Origin of the sequence: Tritonibacter multivorans (assembly GCF_001458415.1) — a bacterium.
Taxonomy (GTDB): Bacteria; Pseudomonadota; Alphaproteobacteria; order Rhodobacterales; family Rhodobacteraceae; genus Epibacterium; species Epibacterium multivorans.
Genome location: NZ_CYSD01000025.1, coordinates 1 through 22,965, shown reverse-complemented (window position 1 = coordinate 22,965; position 22,965 = coordinate 1). Strand labels below are relative to the sequence as shown.

21 protein-coding genes and 2 pseudogenes are annotated in these 22,965 nt (G+C 57.7%); 20 read left to right on the top strand and 3 right to left on the bottom strand.

The window, feature by feature from the left end; genetic code table 11:
* A pseudogene (locus TRM7557_RS08660) lies at window positions 1–396 on the bottom strand (transposase); the annotation flags it as partial.
* A 111-nt stretch (window positions 397–507) separates the two neighbouring features.
* Window positions 508–627, bottom strand: a pseudogene (locus tag TRM7557_RS19745) (transposase); the annotation flags it as partial.
* A gap of 208 nt (window positions 628–835) precedes the next feature.
* On the opposite strand from TRM7557_RS19745, the gene TRM7557_RS08650 reads away from it, so the two are divergent.
* The 20 genes from TRM7557_RS08650 (at window position 836) to TRM7557_RS08555 (ending at window position 20,628) form a co-directional block, all read left to right on the top strand.
* Complete coding sequence (locus tag TRM7557_RS08650) at window positions 836–1,492, top strand: hypothetical protein (RefSeq protein WP_074942183.1); 657 nt, start codon at window positions 836–838, stop codon at window positions 1,490–1,492.
* 78 nt (window positions 1,493–1,570) lie between these two features.
* On the top strand, window positions 1,571–2,011 hold the full coding sequence (locus tag TRM7557_RS08645; protein WP_058289830.1) for a hypothetical protein: 441 nt from the start codon (window positions 1,571–1,573) through the stop codon (window positions 2,009–2,011).
* 19 nt (window positions 2,012–2,030) lie between these two features.
* The gene (locus tag TRM7557_RS08640) at window positions 2,031–2,684 is read left to right on the top strand and encodes a MotA/TolQ/ExbB proton channel family protein (RefSeq protein WP_058289829.1); all 654 of its coding nucleotides are present in this window, start codon (window positions 2,031–2,033) and stop codon (window positions 2,682–2,684) included.
* 10 nt (window positions 2,685–2,694) lie between these two features.
* Window positions 2,695–3,150, top strand: coding sequence for an ExbD/TolR family protein (locus TRM7557_RS08635; RefSeq protein WP_058289828.1), 456 nt, complete (start codon window positions 2,695–2,697; stop codon window positions 3,148–3,150).
* Entirely contained in the window at window positions 3,147–3,593 is a 447-nt protein-coding gene (locus tag TRM7557_RS08630) for an ExbD/TolR family protein (RefSeq protein WP_058289827.1), read from the top strand. Before TRM7557_RS08635 ends, TRM7557_RS08630 begins: the two co-directional genes overlap by 4 nt.
* Window positions 3,594–3,640: 47 nt before the next feature.
* On the top strand, window positions 3,641–5,179 hold the full coding sequence (locus TRM7557_RS08625; protein ID WP_074942187.1) for a hypothetical protein: 1,539 nt from the start codon (window positions 3,641–3,643) through the stop codon (window positions 5,177–5,179).
* A gap of 216 nt (window positions 5,180–5,395) precedes the next feature.
* Window positions 5,396–5,758, top strand: coding sequence for a carboxypeptidase regulatory-like domain-containing protein (locus tag TRM7557_RS08620; protein WP_165592436.1), 363 nt, complete (start codon window positions 5,396–5,398; stop codon window positions 5,756–5,758).
* A 49-nt stretch (window positions 5,759–5,807) separates the two neighbouring features.
* The gene (locus TRM7557_RS08615) at window positions 5,808–6,959 is read left to right on the top strand and encodes a lipase family protein (RefSeq protein ID WP_058289824.1); all 1,152 of its coding nucleotides are present in this window, start codon (window positions 5,808–5,810) and stop codon (window positions 6,957–6,959) included.
* Window positions 6,960–7,017: 58 nt separating this feature from the next.
* The gene (locus TRM7557_RS08610) at window positions 7,018–7,611 is read left to right on the top strand and encodes a DUF6931 family protein (RefSeq protein ID WP_058289823.1); all 594 of its coding nucleotides are present in this window, start codon (window positions 7,018–7,020) and stop codon (window positions 7,609–7,611) included.
* 72 nt (window positions 7,612–7,683) lie between these two features.
* Window positions 7,684–9,120, top strand: a complete 1,437-nt coding sequence (tagH, locus tag TRM7557_RS08605; protein ID WP_058289822.1) for a type VI secretion system-associated FHA domain protein TagH — start codon at window positions 7,684–7,686, stop codon at window positions 9,118–9,120.
* 15 nt (window positions 9,121–9,135) lie between these two features.
* Complete coding sequence (locus tag TRM7557_RS08600) at window positions 9,136–10,536, top strand: type VI secretion system protein TssA (protein ID WP_058289821.1); 1,401 nt, start codon at window positions 9,136–9,138, stop codon at window positions 10,534–10,536.
* Window positions 10,537–10,640: 104 nt separating this feature from the next.
* Window positions 10,641–11,180 (top strand): type VI secretion system contractile sheath small subunit, encoded by a 540-nt coding sequence (gene tssB, locus TRM7557_RS08595; RefSeq protein ID WP_058289820.1) that lies wholly within the window; start codon window positions 10,641–10,643, stop codon window positions 11,178–11,180.
* A gap of 42 nt (window positions 11,181–11,222) precedes the next feature.
* Window positions 11,223–12,713, top strand: a complete 1,491-nt coding sequence (gene tssC / locus TRM7557_RS08590) for a type VI secretion system contractile sheath large subunit (protein ID WP_058289819.1) — start codon at window positions 11,223–11,225, stop codon at window positions 12,711–12,713.
* 41 nt (window positions 12,714–12,754) lie between these two features.
* The gene (locus tag TRM7557_RS08585; RefSeq protein ID WP_058289818.1) at window positions 12,755–13,240 is read left to right on the top strand and encodes an Hcp family type VI secretion system effector; all 486 of its coding nucleotides are present in this window, start codon (window positions 12,755–12,757) and stop codon (window positions 13,238–13,240) included.
* 66 nt (window positions 13,241–13,306) lie between these two features.
* On the top strand, window positions 13,307–13,897 hold the full coding sequence (tssE, locus tag TRM7557_RS08580; RefSeq protein WP_082626565.1) for a type VI secretion system baseplate subunit TssE: 591 nt from the start codon (window positions 13,307–13,309) through the stop codon (window positions 13,895–13,897).
* 6 nt (window positions 13,898–13,903) lie between these two features.
* Window positions 13,904–15,829, top strand: a complete 1,926-nt coding sequence (tssF, locus tag TRM7557_RS08575; RefSeq protein ID WP_058289816.1) for a type VI secretion system baseplate subunit TssF — start codon at window positions 13,904–13,906, stop codon at window positions 15,827–15,829.
* A complete protein-coding gene (gene tssG / locus TRM7557_RS08570) occupies window positions 15,826–16,836 on the top strand; it encodes a type VI secretion system baseplate subunit TssG (protein WP_131727535.1) in 1,011 nt (336 codons plus the stop codon). Before tssF ends, tssG begins: the two co-directional genes overlap by 4 nt.
* 27 nt (window positions 16,837–16,863) lie before the next feature.
* Window positions 16,864–19,488 carry a type VI secretion system ATPase TssH gene (gene tssH, locus TRM7557_RS08565; protein ID WP_058289814.1) on the top strand — a complete coding sequence of 875 codons (2,625 nt, stop codon included), beginning with the start codon at window positions 16,864–16,866 and terminating at the stop codon, window positions 19,486–19,488.
* Window positions 19,489–19,501: 13 nt separating this feature from the next.
* Window positions 19,502–20,263, top strand: coding sequence for a hypothetical protein (locus tag TRM7557_RS08560; RefSeq protein WP_058289813.1), 762 nt, complete (start codon window positions 19,502–19,504; stop codon window positions 20,261–20,263).
* Window positions 20,260–20,628, top strand: a complete 369-nt coding sequence (locus TRM7557_RS08555) for a hypothetical protein (RefSeq protein ID WP_058289812.1) — start codon at window positions 20,260–20,262, stop codon at window positions 20,626–20,628. The genes TRM7557_RS08560 and TRM7557_RS08555 overlap by 4 nt, the downstream gene beginning before the upstream one ends.
* Window positions 20,629–20,712: 84 nt before the next feature.
* On the opposite strand, the gene TRM7557_RS20015 is transcribed toward TRM7557_RS08555, so the two are convergent.
* Window positions 20,713–22,965 (bottom strand): beta strand repeat-containing protein (locus tag TRM7557_RS20015; RefSeq protein ID WP_165592435.1); only part of this gene is annotated, 2,253 nt, incomplete at its 5' end.

The window sequence follows — 22,965 nt, the reverse complement described above, 5'->3', positions numbered from 1 at the left end:
GCTGCCGTTGGCTGGCCGGGCGGCTGCGATAGGAACGTAAGCCTCGCTCGCTGACATCCAGTACCTGGCAAAGCCGGTTGGTCGGGTAATCGCAGCCATGCTCTTCGATGAACCGAAACCTCATGGCTTTTGGCTCGCGAAGAAGGCTGTGGCCTTTTTTAGAATATCCCTCTCCTCCTTAAGAATGCGGTTCTCGCGTCGAAGCCGTTCATTCTCACGAGCAAGATCCAGATCTTTGTGGGACACCACATCGGTGTCCCGATGCGCGGTGACCCATTTGTTCAATGTCGATAAGCCAACACCCAAATCTGAGGCCACTTGTTTGCGTGTCAGCCCACTCGTGAGCGCGATCCGCACCGCGTCAGCCCGGAACTCATCCGTCCGTTTCAATCCCATAGTTCGTCTCCTTTGTTGCAATAAATGCTATCAAAGGAGCGGCATCAAACCGTGACAGGTCCAATACGGTCTCAACAGTCTCCGGTAAAACCGGGGCGGTTCAACGTCCATGATTAAGATAATGCCGCTCAGAACACGCCTGTCATCCACACGAGCACGACCTCGGCTCTTTGGAAAGTAAGGCCGGAGACGCTGCATCTGCGTTTCAGTCAGCCAATACAAATTGCTCATCATGTACCCCCGCATCTGGCGAGCGTGAATCATAACAGGGCGACAATCTCAATCAGTAAATGGGTCCTGACCCTAGCAGGGGAGGAAGCGGTTTGTGGCATGGCGCAAGATGCTGAGAATAGGCCGACAAGGAAGCCTTGTGGTTTATGGGCATCACATCGATCGACCTATGGTTGCGGCGCGGGAATCCATGACCTAGGGTGCTGGCATGAAAAAGATTCTTGCCCTATCTACCTGCTTGATTGCGCTGACCAGCATGGGCGGTGTTCTTCTCTCTGAAGTGAACAGCCAGCTGATAATGGCGGACCTGGAACCGGGTTCTGTACATCAAGTGGAGGTGCTATCCGAAACGATGGTCCCGGTGGCCTCCGGGCCACTCCGCTCGGTGGATGGGCAGGTGGCAAGTCTGCCGGAAATGACAGCGCCGATTGTTCATGTGCAGCCAACTACGCTTGTTTCAACAGCTGCGACACCCGCAGAGACTACCGGGCGACAATCGAAACCGGTGCTTGCGGAACCTACGCCGCGTCCGAAGCTGCGGCCCCGATACCCCCAAGAAGACACGCAAAGCGCGTCGAATGTTCATGCGGCCTCTGAGCCCAAGTCGCAGCAGATCCGTATGCGGCCGCGCGCAGTGCCGACCCCGCGTGCGCAACAGGCCGCCACTGATCCGGCTGTCAACGAGCGTGCGCCAGATACCCATGTCGCGCAGCGATTTCAGTTGCCGTATTATGTGTTCCAGAGCAACACGCGGCCAAAGCAGGCGGAGGAGCGGGTGCTCGCGTCGAAAGAGCGGGGCCTTTGGCTGTGGCGGGAAGCGCGTCCCAGTCATGAGCTTGGCGCACAAGTTGGGGTCTACCGATAGGCGAATTTGGGGTTGACTTGCGCCCTGCTCCAAACGCTAATTAAGACAACTGATTTTTTTGCGTATTGGAGGGGCGACATGTTTCGCCGTCTATTTCAATTATTTGCATTTACGTGTTTTTCTGTCGTTGCGGTTGGTCCAGCGATGGCGGATCCTGCGTTTTTGATTGAATTGAATAAGGCGACGGAAAAAAACACCTCTGATACGGGGGCTTGCGAGATTGTAATTTTCGCACACAACAGGCTTGGCACTGGCTTGAAGGAGATCTCCTTCAAGCTGGCGGTTGTGGATTCTGCGAGCCAATTCAATACGATGCTGTCGCTGCCTTTGGGGGCGATGCGTATCAATGACAGTAAATTTGCTTCTTATACATTGAAGAAGCCTTGCGGTGAAATTTCAAAAGTTGTGATTAATGATGTTCATCGCTGTCTGCCGACGGATGGCGAGGCGGCCAGCGACATCTGCAACGAATGGCTCGAGGTTAATTCGCTCGAGGCAGAGATTGAAATGGCGCTCTGACCTTTTTTGAGAAATTTAAATGAACGTGACATTATTTGCCGACCTGACAATCCTCGGGATTGCATCTTATTTGGTTTATCTGACCCTTGCCGGGCTTTCTGTTTTTGCACTTGGTACGGGTATTTTCAAATTGCTTCAGTTCTCGCGCGCCGGGCTTGGTGGACGTGAGGAGGCCGAGCGTATCCTTGATGCCTGGCTAAGTGGTCGCGTTGATGATGCGATCAAGCGGGCCGGACAGCGTAAGCTGGTTCTGTCGCGGGTGTTGCATGCTGTGTTTTCGGGTCTGCAGGCCCGTCCCAATGATCCTTCTTATGCAGAAGAGCTGAGCCGTCAGACCGTTCTGATCGAATTGGCGCGCCTGAGCGAACGCATGCGGTCGTTGGACATGGTCGTACAGGCGGCGCCAATGCTGGGATTGCTGGGCACCGTGGTTGGCATGATCGATGCGTTTTCTGTTTTGGCGGTGACCGAAGGCACAGTCGATCCATCAGCACTTGCCGGTGGCATCTATGTGGCGCTGACAACAACGGCGGCGGGCCTGAGCATTGCGCTGTTGGCGTTCTTCATTGCGACCTGGCTGGAGAGCCGGATCGATCGCGAACGCACGGTGATGGAGGCACTTGTGTCGGCTGCCATTCATGGGCGTGTCGGGCCGAGCAACCTCGCAGCCTGAGGGCATCGACATGAGCCGATTGAACCTGCCGTTGCCCCCCCGCAAGCGGTCCTACCGGGTCGCGTTGACGCCTTTGGCTGACGCGATGTTTCAGCTGCTGACGTTCTTTATGCTGACCACCAGTCTGACACCTTACTCCATGCTGACCATTGGCTCTGCCACGAATAAGGCCGCCGAGGTTGCGGCGGATGGGGGCAGCGGTTCGGGCGACGGGGCACCTGCAGCGCCTGCCGGCCTGGTGATTTGGGAACTGGAAGACGGGTTAATCCGTTTTGGCGGCAGCGTATATCAGCGCGCGCAGCTTCAGGATTTGTCCGAGATCATCGCAGCTCGCGGAGCGAATGTGCATGTCCAGCTGGTGGTTGGCCCGACGGCGCGGGTGCAGGATGTGGCCTCCGCAATGGCTGCGCTGCGGGGCAGCGAGATCGAAAAGGTTGAGCTGAAGCGGATCGGGGGTGACCTGTGAAACGCAACGCCCGGCTGACTGGATGGTTCGAAGATGACCGTCGCGACCGAACCCAGATCGACTCGTCCCTCGCAATGGTCAATATCGTTCTCCTGCTGATCTTTTTCTTCATTGCCAGCGGCACCATTCTGGCATCCCGTGACGTGGCGGTGGCCTTGCCGGAAACGGCCAAACTGTCGTTGGAACAGCTGCCTTCGCCTCTGTTGGAAATCGGTGCAGATGGCAGCATGGTTCTGGATGGGGCGCAAATTCCTGTGGGAAGCCTTGCGGCGGCGACTGTGGATACCCCAGTGCTGCACGTTCTTGCGGACCGAGACACACGGGCAATAACCTTATTGGAGACGCTGGAAGCCGAGAGACTGATCGCGGTTGAGCTGCGTCTTGTGACAGTGCACCGCGCAGGGGATGGGGCCAATATTGCTGCTGAGGGGGCGGGGCTTTGAGCTTTCTGCCCTTTGAAAATCCGAGCCCGCGTTCTTGGCGGCTGTCCATGGGGGCGTCAGTCCTGGCGCATTTGGGGCTTGGTGCATTGCTGTTGTCCAGTGCGGTGCCCTTCCTGCCGCGTTCGGAGGCGATTTCGACACTCGAAGAGGAATTTGCCCTCGTCAGCATTGACGTGCTGGACGCCGTGCAGGTTCTGGAACCAGAGAATGATCTGGCTGAAACCACATCGCCCGAGGATGATCTTGCCCCATTGGGCGGCGAAGAGAGTCCTTCGGAAACCCCTGATCTTGAAGCGCTTGCCCCGGAAGACGCAGTGACGGGGCTGGAGCCCGAAGAATTGGCAGATCGCCTGCCGGAGAATGTGGACCTGCCTGCGGAAATCCCAGAGGTTTTGGGCGAAACCACTGAAGAAGAAGCGCTGCAAGAACCTGCTGCAGTCGTGCCTGAAGCAACGGTTGCCGAGTCCTTAACCGATGAGGACATGCCCGAGGACATCGCGCACAGTCTGGCCGACGTTCTCGCCCCGGAAGAGTCGCTGCCCACAGAACCCGTGCCTGCTGATGTACTGGCAGTTGAAGCGCTCGATACGGCGGAAAGCACACCTGAAATCCACACCGACTTCGAAGACAGCTTTGCCGTCGAAGATAATGAATTTGACCTCGCTGAAGACTCTCCGTTGGAAGGGGAGGGTGCTGGTGGGTTTGACACGGCCTTGAGTCTGACGCCGGATGAGGTGAGCCTCCCTTCTGATAACTTGGCCGAAACACTTGAACCTTTAGGGGGGCAAGAGGCGGAAGAGGTGGCGCTGTTGTCTCCGCAAGAGGTTGGCCAGTCTGAGGAAAGCGGGCCTACCTCTGGCGAGCCAGAGCCAGAGCCAGAGGTAGTGGGCGTCGGACCTGAATTTGACGCCGCCACAGAGACGCCTCCGCAGCGCACGGCCCAGCGGATTGCCACACCTAGCGGTCAGATGCGCGGGCTGGGGCAGCTGATCCGACAGATCCGTGCGGTGCCGCAGCCGCAATGCAGCCTTTTGTTGCCGCGCCGCAGTCAAAGCGCCGGGCTTGGCCTGTCGATGGTCGGCACCGATGACATCGTCCTAAACGCAGCGGCGGATCGTGTGGTGGCCCGGGTAGACAGCGCTGTTCAGCGGAACCTCGAGATCATCGATCTGCGCCAATGCGCCGCGTTGGATGCCCTGCGCCAAAGTGCGGCCTATCCAGCGAGCCGATTGGGACTGGCGCTGGAGCAGCGAACCCTCAACAGCGGAGATCGGCTTCGGGCGCGGGTGATTGGGGCAGGAGGGCTCAATCTGGCGCTGTTGTTGGTTGATGACAATGGCGTCGTGCAGGACCTTTCGCGCTTTGCCACATTAGAAGGGGATGCTGTTGTGATTGACGCGCCTGTGGCGCGCGCTGGGGCCTTGCGAAATACCCGTCAGATGTTCTTTGTTCTGGGGCATGAAAACGAAGGCTTCGATTTGGAAGCGGAAATGGGGAAAACAGCACAAGATGTGTTTTCCAGCCTGAGCGGAGATATTCTTCAGGATGCGGTTTTTGCCATGACTACATTTCAAGTTTTGCAATAGGCGTGAATTGAAATTCGACGCGGAGCTCTTGCTACCCCTAGATGAATTGCCTGAAACCACCCTGTCTTGATCAATTGACTGGAATGCGACGACAAAATGTCTGATATAATCGAACCAAAGGGGGCATTCCCCAGAGTTGCGGCAATACTACTGGCCGTGGGCCTCGTTTTGATTGGGACCATGATGGCAAAGAGCGAAGAATTTATCTGTTCGCCGATGACCGGACAGTTGGTGACTGCCGATGGCGGGCCGGCGGGTGGCGTTTCGATCACCCGTGAATGGTTCGCAGGCGGCAAGAGCGGGCGCGACACTGCGAAAACGGATGCCGAAGGGCGCTTTGCCTTTGCGGCGGTGCACCCAAAACAGAGTCTGCTGAGCTGGCTGCCGGGGGAAAAAGCGGTTCGGCAGGTTTTTTCTGCCGACCTGGATACAGGGCGCTTTGAGTTTTTGGATGTGCACAGCCGGGGCTATGGGCGCAATGCGGAAACTGGCGGCAAGGATTTTAACATGCGCTGCCGGATCGGCGTCACGCCCGGCAAGGGTGATGTTGGATGGGGAACCTGCACTCTGATTGAGTGACGATTTTATTTTTTAAATTTTTTCAATTGTTTAAGTCTGCGAGGGCGAAATGACATTGCTGTCCGGCAAGGAAGCCGCAAAACTGGCCGAAGGGGTCTACAATATCTATTCGGCCCGCGATGGTGGTGACGCGGCAACGATCGCTGAACGCAATATCGAACAGGGGATCGGCGTTGGCGAGGTCGAGGCGGTAGCACCGCGCGCAGGGCTCATGGGAGAGTCCGGCGCGTTTGTCAAAGAACGCACAGGTTTCGGTCTGGTGCTGGATCGTGGGCTGGCGTCGAACCGTGAATTGATCGTGGTCACGCGCGGTACAATATTTACCTCGGGCAGTGACTGGCTTTCAAATATCAATATTGGTTTCGACAAAGGACCTGATGGCAGTCTCGTCCATGCGGGATTTAACCGGGTCTATCGCAGCTATGCAGATGAGCTGCGGGAGGTTATCCGGCGGGCGCGTCCGCAGAAGATACATTTCGTCGGTCACTCTCTGGGCGGGGCTCTGGCAACTTTGGGTGCAAGTGAATTTGCCGTCCGGCACCGTTTGCCTTGTTACCTTTACACCTTTGGCGCGCCGCGTGTCGGGAGCCTGGGTCTGACGTCAAACCTGCGCAGTTTCCTGCCCGAGACAAATATTCGCCGCGTATATTCCCTGTCGGACCCTGTGCCGATGATACCGCTTTTGCCGTTTACGCATCTTGGTCTGGGATCAACCGGAATTAATGCTGGTTTTAACAGCATTTCGTCGTCTGCTCACTCGATGGCCGGGTGCTATGTTCCCAACATGCCGCAGAGCGGCTGGCCGCCACAGATCGCGCTCCCGAACCGATCGGATCCGGAGTACTGGCTGGATATGGCGGCGCGGTCGACGGGTCTGTTTTCCTCCATGGGCTACTACTTCCTGGGCAAGGCGCTCGAGACGATCATGGGGGCTTTGAATGTTATTGGCATCGGGCTTGGCGTTGGTGTCACGGTTTTGGATCGACTGGCGACGGCGGTGCAAAATTCCGCAATCCTAGCGAGCCGCGTTGGGCAAAGCGTTTTCCGCTGGGTCAAGATCGCATTGCGGCTGGTCGGCCGGGCGGCCATGGCGGGCATGATTGCGGCGGGCGACCTGACGTCGCGCTTTTTGCAGTTTGTGTTTGGCCTGCTGATGAACCCGGTGTTGACGGCCGCGCGGGCGGCGGTTGGCAGACTATGATGGCGGGGGATCGGCCAGTGCGAGGTGACAGTCGCAGCAGCTTGAAGGAAGGGTGGAAATGATCGGGCAATCTGGAAATTTCAACAATGATCTGACGGTGCCGCCCATGCGGAGCATGCGTTATGACAGTCCGGCTCAGCTTTATGCGGCGGTGCCGGAAGTTGCGGCTTTCACCAAGCATAGGCCGAGTGTAGAGGAAGATAACTTTTATTACTTTCAGCGCCTTAAGGGGTCCACAACGCCTGAGGATGCGATCACATTTGCCGCGTTTTCGGCTGAAGCACGCAGTGCCATTCACTGGGCGATGCAAGCGGTGCGTACCACCCTGCCGGAGCCAGGCCCGGAAGATGCTGAGCTGTTAATAGCGATTGGGCAGTGGATGGACTACCCGGGCAATGAGACCCGCTGGCGCGCGCTGCAACTGGCATTGTTTGCCCCGCGCCGGTCCCCGATTGTCTACATCGGTTTGGCCGTTGGATGGTCCGGTGGAATAATGGCGCCGAACGACCCCAGTCGCCCGCCAGTCTGGCGCACAGCAAGCGCGGTCAATGCTGCTTTGCTGACGACCCTTGCTCGCGGCGGAGCAGAGCAGCGGTCGGTTAATATGGCGCGCATTCTGGACGCTGCCACCTCGCTGTTCCGGGGCCGCTGAGCCTCAGGCCTTTTGCGTCCGAGGCCGAGAATGTGGCGCGATCAAAGATGATGAGAGACGGTCTGAACCACCATGACGATTTTGACCCTGCGGATCGAAAATGTTGCCACGCTGGAAAACGGTGGGCCCGTTTCATTGTGCCTAGAGGGCAGAGGCGCGCAGGTCGGGCGCAAGGCGGGAATGGATTGGGTTTTGCCGGATGCAACGCGGCATATTTCCGGGCATCATTTTGATATTGCTTTTGAATATGGAACATACGTGCTGCATGATCTGTCCAGCAATGGAACCTTCTTGCAGGGCGAACGCTATCGCCTGTCTGAGCCAAGGGTTTTGCAGCAAGGGGACCGGTTGAACGTCGGGCATTATGTCATTGCGGTCGATTTGGCCGAACATCCCTTGGTCGCGCCAGAACCCGCACAACACGCCGCTCCGGCAACGCCGCAAATGCCGGTTGCGCCACCGTCAACTGTGCCGTCCCCCATCGCCGCGCAAGCCCCCTCAGCCCCGTCGGGGGGCGTGGATCCTTTTGATGATGTCTGGGGCGATTTTGGCGGTGCACCCATGCCTCCCCCCGTTGAGCCGGCGCCATCGGGGCTGTCTGTGCCGCCCCACGCCCCTGCAAATGCGGGCGCTTCGCAGAGCCCGGATTTGAACAGCTTGGCTGGTAGCCCCTCCCCAAGCGAGTTATCAGTGCCGCCGAGTTTTGAGCAACGCAGCGCAGAAGCGTCGCTTGCAGTCCAAAGCCCGCAGGCCTGGACCGCGCAAACACCCGCAGATGTTGCGCCGCCGCACATGCCCGCCGCGTCAACCCCGGCGATGCCCGGCGTGGCCGATGATCCGCATATGCCACCGCCTTTTACGCCAAGCAGCCTGCCGGAATTCACTACGCCGCAACCGGTGGCGCCGGCTCCCCATGTACAGGCCCAGCAAGCAGAGGGACACGGTGACGCGTTTCTGCGGGGGTTCTTGCAGGGGGCCGGCCTTCAGGGCCCCGAACAGGTCCAGCTGCAACCTGAGGAGCTGGGCCGGATCCTCGGGCAAACCATGCGGGATGGGACCGGGGAAATCATCGCGATGTTGCAAAGCCGGGCGGCGGTTAAGCTGTTCATCAGCGGTGAAGATCGCACCATGCGGCTGGCTGCAGGCAACAATCCTATGAAATTTTTGCCGGATGCAGAGCAAGCCTTTGAAGCCATGTTTTTGGCCCCGAGAGACGGCTATATGACGGGCGCAGACGCTTTCCGTGATGCGCTGGAAGACATTCGCAGCCATCAGGCTGCCGTGGTGGCGGCCCTGCAACCAGCCCTGGCCGAAATGCTGGCGGGGCTCTCTCCCGAAGAGGTCGAGGAAACCGTCGGTGGAGGTTTGGTTGGGGGAAATGGCCGCAAGTTCTGGGCGGAGTTCAAGAAACGCTGGGAGGCCACCGCGGCGCAGGGGGAAAACGGCATGTTGGATGCTTTTATCAACGCGTTCTCTCGGCAGTATTCCGATGCGGTGCGCAAGGGCTAACGATAGGAAAATAAGATGACTTTGGATTGGATTTCACAGCCCGTGGACAATCAGACCCCGGCCGGGGAGGATCTGTTTGAGATCGATGACGCGGCTTATGGGGATTATTACTTTGATTCCGTCGGGCGCTTGCCAGAGGCCGATGATTTCTTTCGGCCGGGCATGGAGGTTGGCGGCAATAAACAGCCGGACGTCATTTTCGATCCCAAATCCGTCACGCTGAAGGATGAACTAACTGCGATTGACGGGTTGCTGAAACGAAGCCGGGACATCCGGTTGTTGGTCTTGCGGACGCAATGGGCGATCCTGTCGGGTGATCTGCGCACCTCGGTCGAGAGTGTTGAGGCCATCGCCGGCCTCTTGGAGGCCATGCCAAACGAAGCCCATCCGCAATTGACGGACGGACCACGGGATCGCTTGGATGCGTTGAATGACCTGTCGCAGATTGGCGCGATGATCCTGCCGCTGCGCTATCTGGATCTGGCCGGCAGTGGCGCAAGCCTTCGGCAGGTGTTGGTCGCCAAGGGGCGCTATACACCTCATGATGGTGAACACGACCTGATGCTGGATCCGCTTCTGAAAATGCTGGGCAGCATGGGAGATGCGCTGGAGTCTGTACATGGCCTGCTGGCGCAGTTCAAAGCGGCGGTCGAGCGGATCGAGATGTCCTGCTTGGGCCACGACACGCCGCACACGCCGCAGGTCAAGACGCTGAAGGATGAATTGGATGCGATCCTGTCTCTGCTGGCAGAGGTGCGCCCGGAGCTCAGTGACGCACAGGCAGATGCCGACACAGAAAATGAGGCGGTTCCGGGGTTGGAAACCCCACCGCAAATGCCGGGCGTTGCCGCCCCAACAGGAGGGGCTTCTGTTTGGGTAGAGCCCGTGACAGAGGTGAAATCGCATGACGAAGCCCGCGCGCGACTGATCGCTGTCGAGTCGTATTTTTCTCTGAAAGAACCCTCCTCTGCTGCGGTCCTGTTGATCACGCAGGCGCGGCTGCTGATCGGGAAAACCCTGATCGACGCCTTTGAGGAGCTGATGCCCAATGCCGTGGATCGCGCGGTGGTAGAGTTCACCCCGGCTCTTGATTTCAAACTGGCCCGTGGCCAGCTACGTACGCTGGCGGATCAGGTGGAGAAAACCGAGGGCGATACAGGCGAATCTCATACCAGCGGAGACGGGGATTCGAATGCTGCGGAAATTGAAATCCCGGGTATAGCGGCGAATTCATCGAGAAGTTACAAAGTAAACAACCCAGAGGAGGCAAAGGCGCAAATTTCCGCTGTGGAAACATTCTTCCGCATGGTTGAGAAATCGTCTCCAGTTCCGCTGCTTTTGTCCCGTGCGAGAGGTTATATAGGTAAGGATTTCGAGACCCTTATGCGTGAGTTTATTCCAAAAGATGAATACTGAAGCCTCGGTCAAAATATTGAAGAAAGAGCGCTTGACAGTCGGTAGTTAAATACGTCTGATGCGTTCATATTTATTTAGAAAATCTTTTGGGAAGGAGCGCTAATATGGCGTCTGATACAGGTTCCGGTCATATTCGCAGAAACCGCCCGCCGCGCGTGCAAATCTCTTACACTGATCCCATCGATGCTCAGAAGGAAGTCGAACTGCCGTTCGTCATGGGCATGATGAGTGACCTGTCCGGCAATGCGCCGGGCAAAGAAAAAGCTCCCGTAGAGCAGCGCGAATTCGAGAAAGTGACCAACTCCACGCTTGACAGTTACATGAAGGAAAAGGTCCAGCCTGGACTGGCTTTCATGGTCGACAACAAGCTGGATGGCGGTGAAGGCAAAATGGGCCTGAACCTGCGGTTTGACTCGATGGAAGATTTTGAGCCCGCTCAGATCGCCCGGCAGGTTCCGGCGCTCAATGAATTGCTGGAAGCACGCAAACAGCTGGCTGACTTGCTGCTTTACATGACCTCGAAGCCGAAAGCGCAGGAGCAGATCAAAGAGCTTCTGAACGATCCGGAACGTCTCAAAGTCATGGCTGAACAAGCCCGCGCAGAAGCGGCTGCCAAGGCTGCCGAGGAAGAAAGCGAAAGCTGAACCCCCGCCTTTGGTGAAATACGAATTTAGGGAGCGTGCATTATGACTGAAGAAGCACAGGTCCAAGAGGCCGGCGCGGCTGGCGTCAACGAACTGGAAGATTTCTCTGCGATTTTGAAATCGACCATTAACCCCACCACCGAAGTGGCGGAAAAAGCCATCGACAACGCATTGTCGACGGTGGTTCAGGAAGCGGTCAAAGGTCAGGCGCTGATTGACGATGATGTGATCGACACGATCCAATCGATGATCGCTGGTCTGGACCGTCAGCTGAGCAATCAGGTCAATGAGATCCTGCACAATGACGAATTCCAGGCCCTGGAATCGTCGTGGCGCGGTCTGGCCTATACGCTGAACAATTCCGAAACAGGTGCGAGCCTGCAGGTGGAGGTCATGAACGCCTCCAAGAAGGAATTGAGCGGCATGATGAAACGCTATCCGGGTGCCAAATGGGACCGGTCGCCGCTGTATCGCCAGGTGTACGAACGTAAGATCGGCACCCTCGGTGGCGCACCTATGGGCGTGATTGTTGGCGATTACTATTTCGACCATTCCTCTGCCGATGTGGCGCTGCTGAGCTCTGTTTCTAAAATTGCCGAAGCATCGCTGGCACCGTTTTTGGCCTCTGCTGGTCCGCGTCTCCTGGGGCTGGACAGCTGGAACGACATTTCCAATCCGCCGGATGTGGAAGACCTGTTCACCGCGTCTGACTATGCGGGTTGGAACTCCCTGCGTGACAGCGAGAATGCGCGTTTCCTTGGCCTGACACTGCCACGCGTTCTGGCGCGTGAGCCCTATGGCCCGGACAGCACCATGACTGTAGAAGAGTTCGATTTCACCGAAGAAACGGACGGTCACGGTGGCGAAAAATACGCATGGATGAACGCGGCTCATGCAATGGCTGTGAACATCAACCGTGCATTTAAAGAGCACGGCTGGACTGTACGGATCCGCGGCGTTCAGTCCGGCGGCGAAGTCACTCAGCTGCCGACACACCTGTTTGACACAGGGTCCGGTGAGAACGATCTGAAATGCCCGACCGAAGTGTCGATCGACGACCGTCGTGAAGGCGAATTGTCTAAGGTTGGCCTCTTGGGCCTGATCCACCGGCAGAACACAGACAAAGCTGTCTTCTTGGGTGGCCAGTCGCTCTATAAGCCGAAGAAATATACCGATCCGCTGGCAACTGCGTCCGACAACATGTCCTCGCGTTTGCCCTATATGTTCGCGGTTTCGCGCTTCAGCCACTACTTGAAGGCAATGATCCGCGATCAGATAGGTTCAAGCGCAGATAAAGATCAGATCCGCCAGAACCTTCAGATCTGGATCGATCAGTATGTCACCCTCAACCCGGAAAACGCTGATGAGCGTGAGAAGGCAAGCAAACCGCTGGCCGAAGCGAAGGTTGAGGTTGTCGAGGATGAGCTGAACCCGGGGTATTATACCGGCAAGTTCTTCCTCAAACCGCACTTCCAGATGGAAGGCATGGATATCGGGATGAGTCTGGTATCTAAAATCCCGCCGCCGAAATAAGCGGTTGGCCCTACGAGTTTCGTAACTAAGGAGACAGATGAATGGCTGTCGATATTTTCCTCAAATTGGACAAAATTAAAGGCGAGTCGGTTGACGACAAGCATACGGGTGCAATTGATATCACCCAGTGGTCCTGGGGCATGACCCAGTCCGGCACCACACACCTCGGCCCGGGCGGCGGCTCCGGCAAGGTCAATGTTCAAGACCTGACCTGCACCAAATACGTGGACATGGCGACCCATGACCTGCTGAAGCACTGCGCAACCGGCACACATATCGCTGAAGGCGAGCTGATCGTGCGCAAAGCTGGCGCGACCCCGCTCGAGTACATCAAGATCAAGATGTATGAAATCATGGTCTCTTCCTACACCACCGGTGGTTCCGGTGACGGCATGGACCGCGTCATGGAAACTGTGACTCTGAACTTCGCGAAATACGAAGTGACCTATGCGTCTCAGAAGAAAGACGGCTCCAAAGGCCCCGAAGGCAAAGCTGGCTTCGACATTGCAAAGAACATTCCGGTCTAAACCGGATCATGTGTGGGCGGCGCCGTGTCGCCGCCCACCATTTTTCTCTTCTGATACTGCTCCCTTATGGCAAGCCTAGCTTCCGAGTCCGCGAACGGCCACCGCCGCCGATCCCGACGCGTTCACGAACGGTCGCGGGTGGCAGTTTTTGACGTTTTCCGCCATTCCTTTGAAGACGGGGACAAAAACACCCGTGTTCAGGAGGGAACCGAGCCTGCAACAAAAGACTACTCTCGCTCCAATGCCCGTCGTGTTGGTGTGAGCGAGGATGAATTGCGGGCTCATGTGAAGGCGCATCTGGAAACGTTGATGAACACGGTCCGCCTGGACGCTGTGTCGGATCTAACGGATCACCCGAATGTGGCGCGGTCGGTGCTAAACTATGGGTTTCGTGACCTGTCCGATCTCAGTCGGCGCGAACTTCTCGCGCAGGACATCAGTCAATCGATCAAACAGTCCCTGCGGGACCACGAGCCTCGGCTTGTGGACAATAGCATAGAGGTCAAAATTCAGGCAACTGGCGGCGATGCGGCGCAGCGTGTTGGGCTGCAAGTGATGGCCGAACTGATCGCTGACCCGGCTGACATTCCCGTCGATTACGAGGCGGATATCGATACCGGAAGCGGTAAAGTGGTTCTGCAGCCGCAGGCCCGGTGACGCATTATGAAACTCGCTTTAAAAAACGCCTATGAACGCGAACTGGCGCTGCTGAAAGAGCGCGCTGCGCAGTTTGCGGATGATTACCCTGATCTTGCGGATCGGCTTGGCGGTCTCTTGGAAGAAAACCTTGATCCGTCGATTCAAGGGTTGCTGGAAGGGTCTGCCCTGATGGCCGCGCGGGTTCAGTTGAACATTGATCAGCAATTCAGGACGTTTTCGCGCGAACTTCTTGAACAAATATGCCCGGATGCCACCGCGCCTTTGCCGTCTGCGATGTTGGTGCGCGCGCGGCCTTTTGGCAAGCCGGAGGAACTGGCCGAAGGCAAAAGGCTTGAGGCCGGGGACTACTTGGAGGCGTCTTTCAGCCATGTGGACCGGCGGGTAAATTGCCGGTTTCGACTGACGGAGCCTGTGGACCTGTGGCCGCTTGAGATTTCCAAAGCGTCATTTCATGCGTCGCCTGCCGTGCTGTCATCCATTCTGGGCGAGCGCGGCCGGTTGCGGGATGGCGACAGTCGCAGCACAGCCGCTGGGATTACCCTCACGCTGGGTCGGACCGATGGTGGCTCCATGGAGAGTCTGCAGGCAGACTGCTTGCCGATCCACTTCCTGGGTGCCGCGCCAGAAGCGATGGCGCTCTATGAGTTGATATTTTCCGGCTTGATCCGTGTGACTCTCTGCTGGGAAAATGATTTTGGCGATCCGGTCTACCGAATGGTGTCTCCTGCGGAAATGATTGAACAAATCGGATTTGATCGACCGTTTCCCCTATTCGAACGGGACGAGAGACTATTTCCCGGTTTCTCCACCCTGCTGGAGTATTTTGCTTTTCCGCGAAAGTTCCTCGGGCTTCGGTTAAAGGGGATGCGTGAGTGGCTGCGGGGGATTAAAACCAGCTCGGTTCAGATGGTTTTCGAGCTTGATCATGGCGACAGTCGGCTGGAAAGCCACTTTGGTGCGGACAGTCTGGGTCTGTACTGCGCGCCTGCAGTCAATTTGTTTGAGGATGACGCAAAGCCAATTGCGGTCGATCAGAAGTCGCATGGATTTCTGGTGAGCCCAAACCGGACGCCGATCAACAACTACGAAATCCAGCGGATCGTCGCGGTAACCGCGCAAGGCGAAGGGCAGCGTGACCGTCGCAATGCCTTGCCGCTTTATGCGCTGCCCGAAGGGGGCCAAGATACCCGGCAGGCGATTTATTACACCAGTGAACGCCGCCGCCGCCGACTGTCCCGACAAGAACGCAACATTGGCGGGACACGGTTTCGCTATGAGGGCACAGAAACCTGGCTGACCTTCTACGAACCGGAAGACACCGTGCCGGCCCATCAGCTGTTTGTGCGTACTTTGTGTTCGAACCGACATCTGCCAGAAGTGCTGCCGATGCGGGAGGCGCCGTTTTACCTGCTGGAAGATCGCAATGTAATCTTTGACGTGGTTGCCGGACCAACCGACCCAAGAGAGGCCGTCGCCGAACTCGAAGTAGAGGGGCCGCAACGCACGCGGTCGGGGGACAACTACTGGCGTTTGTTGTCGATTTTGTCCGTGAGCTATCGCGGTTTTGTCGGTGCGGATGGGCGCGGGAATGTGGACGCGCTGCGAGAAATCTTGCGCTTGTTTAGCGATGTGTCTCAACAGGTTACGGAAAGCCAGATCAACGGAATAACGGCCCTGTCCGCGCGCCCTGTGACCCGTACCGTCAAGCGGTTTGGCGGCTATTTGCCCGCCCGAGGACTGGAAGTGCGGATCTGCTTTGACGAAAAGGTTTTTGACCGCGGGGCAATCTTGTTGCTTTCGGCGGTGCTGGATCGTTTTCTCGCTGACTATGCCGGGGCCAACACGTTCACGCAATGTCTGGCCTGTGACCAGAAGGGGAATGTGCTGACCCGCTGGCCGCCCCGTGGCGGCTCGGGGCCGCTATTGTGAGTGTTTCGACGGACCCCAAACTAGAGCACCGCCGCGGGTTTGGTTTCCTGGCTTTGATGCGCTGGCTGGAACGGCGCGCGGGGTCAAAGCCGCGTGTCGGACAAAGCCGCCGAGTCCATGACGATATCGCCGATGTGGGACAGGATCCCTATTTGGGGTTTCCTGACAGCGATCTTTCCGAAGTGGACCTGAGCGCGACCCGCCCCAAGGTGCGGCCGCGGTTCCTGGGCTTTTTTGGCCCTTTTGGTGCCTTGCCTTTGGCGATGACCCGGGAAGCAAAGCGTTGGCATGACAATGGGCAACCGGGTTTTACCCGGTTTGCCGATATTTTTTCTGCTCGGTTTATCCAGCTTTTCTACCGCAGCTGGTCGGATGCGCGGCCGGTTACGCAATTTGACCATCCAAGTGGTGGAGACTTTCCAGATCATCTGCGCGCCTTAACTGGTGACGCAGGCCCGGTTCATCGTGGCCTTGGCGCGGTCGATGACATTGTGCGTCTGCGGTACACCGGCCTCCAGATGGGGCGTGTGCGCTCTCCTGTGCGTCTGCAACAGATCCTGCGCGCGCATTTTCACGTCGATGTAGAGATCGAAGAATTTGCCGCCTCTTGGCTGAACTTCGCACCCGAAGACCTATCAAGCTTGGGTTTCACCGGAGTGCGACTGGGTGAAGACGCAAAGCTGGGCAGCAGCATGGCGACCACCGAAGAAAAGGCGGTCATTCATATTCGCTGCCCACAGTTGGCCACATATCGCGCGTTTTTACCGGGACAGGCGCGCCACCGTGAGCTGACGGATCTGGTAATGGGCTACACAGGGCAGTTTTTTGCCTTTGAGGTCCGCCTCTGGCTGCCGCGATCGCAGCTGCAGAACGCGCAACTTGGGGTTTCGGCTGAGGTAGGCTGGATGGCTGTACTGCCAGAAGCATCCCCCCCCGAACCTAGCGGTGGTTGGGCGCAAATGTGCAGCTACCAAATTGATTTCAATGACATTCATTCCGCTTTTTAGAGCAAGTTTTTTCGGGAGGCAGACACGATGGCTGCAGAAATTCAGGTCGAAACATACGTCGGTAAGCTAAACCGTTCCGGCCATGACGCGTTTTTCAATGCAATGCGTCAGGCCCGCGGCGAGGGGCACCGCCATGTGGATGTGTTGCACTGGTTGTATCATGTGGTGTCCATGAAGGATTCCGACGTGTCCGCGACCCTGCGCGCGCTAAAACTTGACCGCGCGGCAGTTCTGACAGAGCTGACCCAGTCGCTGGCGCGTCTGGAGAAGAACGTCACCGAAATGCCGGTGATTTCTGACACGCTGTCCAAGGCGTTCACCAACGGTTGGGTCTATGCCACGCTGCTGTTTGGTGAGGTCCAGATCCGCACGGGCCATATCCTCGTGGCGCTGTTGTCCAATTCCGAAAGCCGCCGGGCAGTTGCTGCGATCTCGGCAACGCTGGCGCAACTTTCGGCCGAAACACTGGCCAAGGAAGCGCGCAGCCTGTGGCAGGACAGCGACGAGGAAAACCAGACGCCTGTTGATGGCTCTGGATTGTCGGGCGGCGCGGGCGAAGAGGGGCCCGGCGCTTCTACTGCGCTGGGGCGTTTTGCAAAGGACATGACCGCTGCGGCAGAAACCATGGACCCGATTGTTGGCCGGGATGACGAAATCCGCCAGATCGTGGATGTGCTGCTGCGTCGGCGCCAGAACAATCCGATCCTGACCGGGGAGGCCGGTGTTGGCAAAACCGCTGTGGTCGAAGGATTTGCCCAACGTCTCGCCGCGGGAGATGTGCCTCCGAAACTGCGCGGGACAAAACTGTTCGAACTGGACATTCAGGCCATGCAGGCCGGCGCTTCGATGAAGGGTGAATTCGAACAGCGGCTGAAGTCGGTGATCGATGAGGTGCAGGCATCACCGACGCCAATCATTCTGTTCATTGACGAGGCGCATACGCTGATTGGGGCAGGGGGCCAGGCAGGCACTGGCGATGCGGCGAACCTGCTGAAACCGGCGCTGGCCCGCGGAACCCTGCGCACGATTGCGGCGACCACCTGGGCCGAATACCGCAACTACTTCGAAAAAGATCCGGCCCTGACCCGTCGTTTCCAGCCGGTCAATGTGGATGAACCCGATGTGGAGCGCTGCTGCACCATGTTGCGCGGTATCCTTGGCGCGATGGAAGATCACCACGGCGTGCGCATCGCCGATGAGGCAATTGTCTCTGCCGTGTCGCTCTCTGCGCGCTATATCCCGGCGCGTCAGTTGCCCGACAAAGCGGTGTCGCTGCTGGATACGGCCTGTGCTCGCGTGGCGGTCAGCCAGTCTGCACTGCCCGCCCGGATCGCGGATCTGGAACAGGAGATCCGCGCGCTTGAAGCCGAGGTTGCGGCCAAAGAGGCAGAACGCGAACTGGGCACCACCAACGAGGCGCGTATCCTCGAGGCGGAAGCAGAGAAAGCCGCGCTGAATGATGAGCTTACCACCTTACGTGGTACCTATGAGGCTGAAAAAGGGCTCGTCGACGAGATCCTTGCCTTGCGCCGCGCCATGACTGGCGAGGAGGTCGCGCCAGGTGACCGCGACCTTCTGGTCGAGAAAATGGCGCAGCTCGAGGGCGCAAACCCAGACGAGCGTATGGTCTATGCGCATGTGGATTCGCAGTCTGTGGCCTCGGTGATTTCCGATTGGACCGGGATCCCAGTGGGGCGCATGGTGCAGGACGAACTGGCGGCGGTGCTGACCCTGTCTGACCGGCTTCAGGAACGTGTGATTGGTCAGGACCATGGGCTTGCAACCATCGCCAAACGGATTGAGACCTCGCGGGCGGGGCTTGCGAACCCGGACAAACCCATCGGGGTTTTCATGCTGTGCGGCCCATCTGGCGTAGGCAAAACCGAAACCGCGCTGGCGCTGGCGGAAAGCCTGTATGGCGGCGAGCAGAATATTATCACCATTAATATGTCCGAGTTTCAGGAAGCCCATTCCGTATCGCTGCTGAAAGGCGCGCCTCCGGGCTATGTCGGATATGGCGAAGGGGGTCGCCTGACCGAAGCCGTGCGGCGCAAGCCTTATTCGGTTGTGCTGTTGGACGAAATTGAAAAAGCGCACCCGGATATTCACGAACTGTTCTTCCAGGTTTTTGACAAAGGCATCATGGAAGATGGCAATGGGCGACCGATCAATTTTAAGAATACCCTGATCCTGCTGACCTCTAACGTCGGAACCGACGTGATCATGGAAATGGCCGATGAAGGCAACACCAAGCCGGACGTGGACGAATTGGCAGCGGCGTTGAAACCGTTCCAACTGGATGTTTTCCCTCCGGCCTTGTTGGGTCGGATTGTGTCGATCCCCTATTTCCCGCTGGGCAGCGCGGCACTGGCCGAGATCACAAAACTCAAGCTGCGGTCGGTTGCAAAACGTCTGCAGGCCAGCCACGAAGCAGAATTGGTCTATGGTCAGGATGTGCTGGATTACATCACGGATCAATGCCGTGACCCTGACAGCGGTGGCCGGATGATCGACAATATCATCACCAATTCGATCCTGCCGGAACTGTCACGCCACGTGCTGGAACGGATGGTTGCGGGCGAGGAGTTCGATCGTGTCGAAGTGACCCGCGGCGATCAGGGATTTAATTATCAGATCAGCGGACAGAAATGAGTAGGACCCACCCATGACAGATGAACTGAAAACAGGGGCGCGGTGCATCGCGACCGAAGACCGTTCTGTTACCTTGGACGAGGCTCTGCTTTATGTGGCGGAAATCAATTCGGATCTTGCTGAAGAGACAGGTCTGGATTTGATGAGCGTGGCCGCGGCAGGGATCGACAGTGCGGCGGCTGTAGCAATTGTGCGCAAAATGGGTCTGTCTGGGCGGGCTTATATCAAAGAGGTGAACGGCAAAGCCTATGTCATCCTGAAAGGGCATCCCGGTCAGCGCGCCGTTTTGAACGGGACACGTTATCTGCGGGGCAACCCGAAAGTGGCAAAGCTGGTGCTCAGCGCCAAAGATCTGGCCAAAGGCGCTGTCAAAATGACGGGGATTGCTGTTGTGGCCTTTGCCAGTCTGCGGGTTGTCGAACATGTTTTATCCGACCAAGATCCACGTCTGACAGCGCTTTTGGGAACGGTTGCGATGGATGTGGCAAAATTCGCAATGGCTGCTGGCGCCGGGTATCTTGCGGGTGCGGCCGTTGGGGCGCTGACGACCCTTGCGGCTGGGCCAATTGTGGCTGCGGTGGTGATTGGTGTTGGGGTGTCCATTTTGCTGGATCGGGTTGATCGCAAGTTTGGGCTGACCGAAAGCCTGATCCGGGCGATTGAAGATACAGTCGACAATTTCGAAAACCCCTTCCGCAAACTGGCGCGCATGATCCACGACTGGGAACGGCATATCATCCAACAGGCCGTCAATAACTCTTTGCGGTTGCGATGACCCGGACCACGGCTTTTGCGATCCTAAGCTTTTTCAGCCTGGGCGGCGTTGCTGTCGCGGGCTGGGGGGCATTTGATGTTGTGACAGCACTGACGGAAATGGATCAAAACACAGCTGTGGTCTTTGTAGACAGCTCTGCTTTTTGGTTCCTCGGGCTTTTTTGCCTGCCAGCATTTCCCTGTTTGGCTCTGTTGCCTGAGCAGTGGCATCGCACCCTTTTAGTGGGCGCGGTTTTGATCGCATTGTCTTTGCCAGTTTGCGGTTTTCTGGTGACCGCCGATAAAGTCAAAACAATGGGATATCAGTTTGAGCCGCCTCTGACGTTGTTTCCGTTGCGGATGAGTCAAGGGCAGAAGCTGGACTGACGTAAACGGGTCTGGTGGACCGATCGGTCAAGAATTGGAAAATCCGCGCACCCTTGGGCGCGCGGACTTTTTTGTGCCTAGTGTTTAGAACTGCAGACGTATCTGACCTGTCAGACCATAGCTGTCAAACCCTTGGCCAAACCGTCCATCCGCTCGGATCGACGCCGAGAACTTGCGCAGGGAGCCACGGTCGCTGCGCAGTTCGCGATTGTAAGTATAGCCAAGGCTGATCTCGGTATAATCGGGCAGCGCAGACGAGCGAATTGCGGTGCTGATATCAGAGGTATCGATGAAGGTAGACGCAGCATCATCGGACAGGTTGACGTAATGCGTCAGTGTCGCGAAGGCGGCGCTGCGCGCGCCATTCGCTTCATTCACCATCGTACGGGCCAGTGTACCACCAACAAAGCTTATCGCCGTCGTCGAGGCATCCAGTTCAATTTGACTGCCGTCATTGAACATAAAATCAGCGTCCGAGGTGCGGGTCCAGGATAGGCCAGCGGTTGGAACAAAGAACAGATTTGGCTGGTTCGGAATGCTCAGCGCATAGCTGGCAGCGGCAGACAGAGTGTAGGCTGTGGTGTCAAACTCTGTATCGTCCACAGCAAGCGGGTTCAGACCCGAGGAATTGACGGTGAAGTCGGTCTTTTCCGCACGGGCCTGGACATCAAGGCTGAAGCGCCCACGGGCTGCAACCACATAACCGCCCGCATAGGCCTGGCTCATATCCAGTTCCGTAACGCTGTCGATCATCCCTGCCGTTGCCCCGGTTCCGGGAATGGGCTGGTCTGCGGATGCCGTGTTGTAGCCCGCAATAATCCCGTAAGACACATCCCAGCCATTCTCCAGAAGCAGACTGTTGAAACAGGTTGAATCCAGCCCGACCTGAATGCCGCCAAATCTGGCTTCGGTTGTGGTCTCCACGGAAGAGGTCGCCGTGGTCGCCGTGCCTGTTGCATTTGCTGTGCCGCCGACAACACGGGCCCAACCACCGGGGCGGCACTTTTCGCCCTCGTTCAGTTTGGAGAGCGTGGTGACAAACGGGCTTGTTGGTCGGTTGATCACTGATGCGACCAACGACTGAGCCGAAGCAATCGCGCCGGTCAGACCGGCGGCCGCGTTGTTCAGCTGACTGATCAGAACAATGTCACCGTCGCTGTTATTGCCAAGTGTGTAGGTGTAGGTGTTGCGGTTGTCAGTTGGAAAACTGGTTGCGTCGACTGTTGCCGTCACCGTGCTGCCCGCCTCGAGGTCGACCAGGACCAACCCTCCCGCCTCAGTTGCGCCGTAGGTGTCGGCAGTTGTCTGGTCTTCAAGTACCAGATGAAGTGTGCCCGAAGACAGGCCATGTCCGGTTGCGACAATCGTGTCGGCGGTCTGCGCGCCATCGGCAAGATCCACGTCCAGGCTAACGGTTCCGCCATTGCCTGTCAGGGCACCGTTGACTGTCACAACATCGCCAGATGTTCCGTTTGCCATATCGACAACGGCAGAGCTTCCAACTGTGACATTGCCGTCGAAAACAATGCCGGATGCTTCTGCATTCACTGCGCCATTCAATATGGAATGGCCGGTTAAGGTTGCGTCCTGACCAAAGATCAGGCTGGACCCGCTATCGAACCGCAAGCTGTCCCCTGCCTGCGCCATTGCGATGGTCGCTCCTTGGCCAAGGATCAAGCTGCTGCCCGACGCAAAGACAGCGTCTTCCTGAGAGGTTCCATTGTCGCCCACGTTAAAGGTGGTGGCATCTGCGATGGAAAGTGTACCTGCATTGAAGGCCAATGACCCGACAGAAAGCCCATCGGCGGACACAGCAACGGTGTCATTGCCGTTCTGCGTCCACGTCCCGGAAATGTCATTTTGCAGATCCAATGCGCCGGCATTTGTGATGTTGCCAGTGAGGGCGCTATTGACGACGAGGCTTGCCCCTGCGGCGATGTCGATATCTGCGGTGGTTGCGGCGCTGATGGTGAGGGTTCCGCCCTCGATGTCAAACCCGCCCGAGACCGCGCTGGTGCCGTCCACGGTGGTGGAGCCTGCGGTCTGGCTGACTGTGCCGGTGACATCGCCCGCGAGGGTCAGCGTGCCGCTGTTGCTCAGGGTCTGATCGCCCAGAACGTCTGCGTCAATATCCAGCGTGCCCGCATTGGCGAGCCCCGCGCCCAGGGTCAGGGACTCGTGCACATCAAAGCTGCCGCCGGTGATCTGCACCGCGCCGGTGATGCTGCTGGTGCCGTCAATGGTGGTGGTGCCTGCGGTCTGGGTCAGGTCCCCGCTGAGCGTGCCGCTCAGGTCCAGGGCGCCGCTGCCGGAGAGGTCGAGATCCCCCGCCAGCGT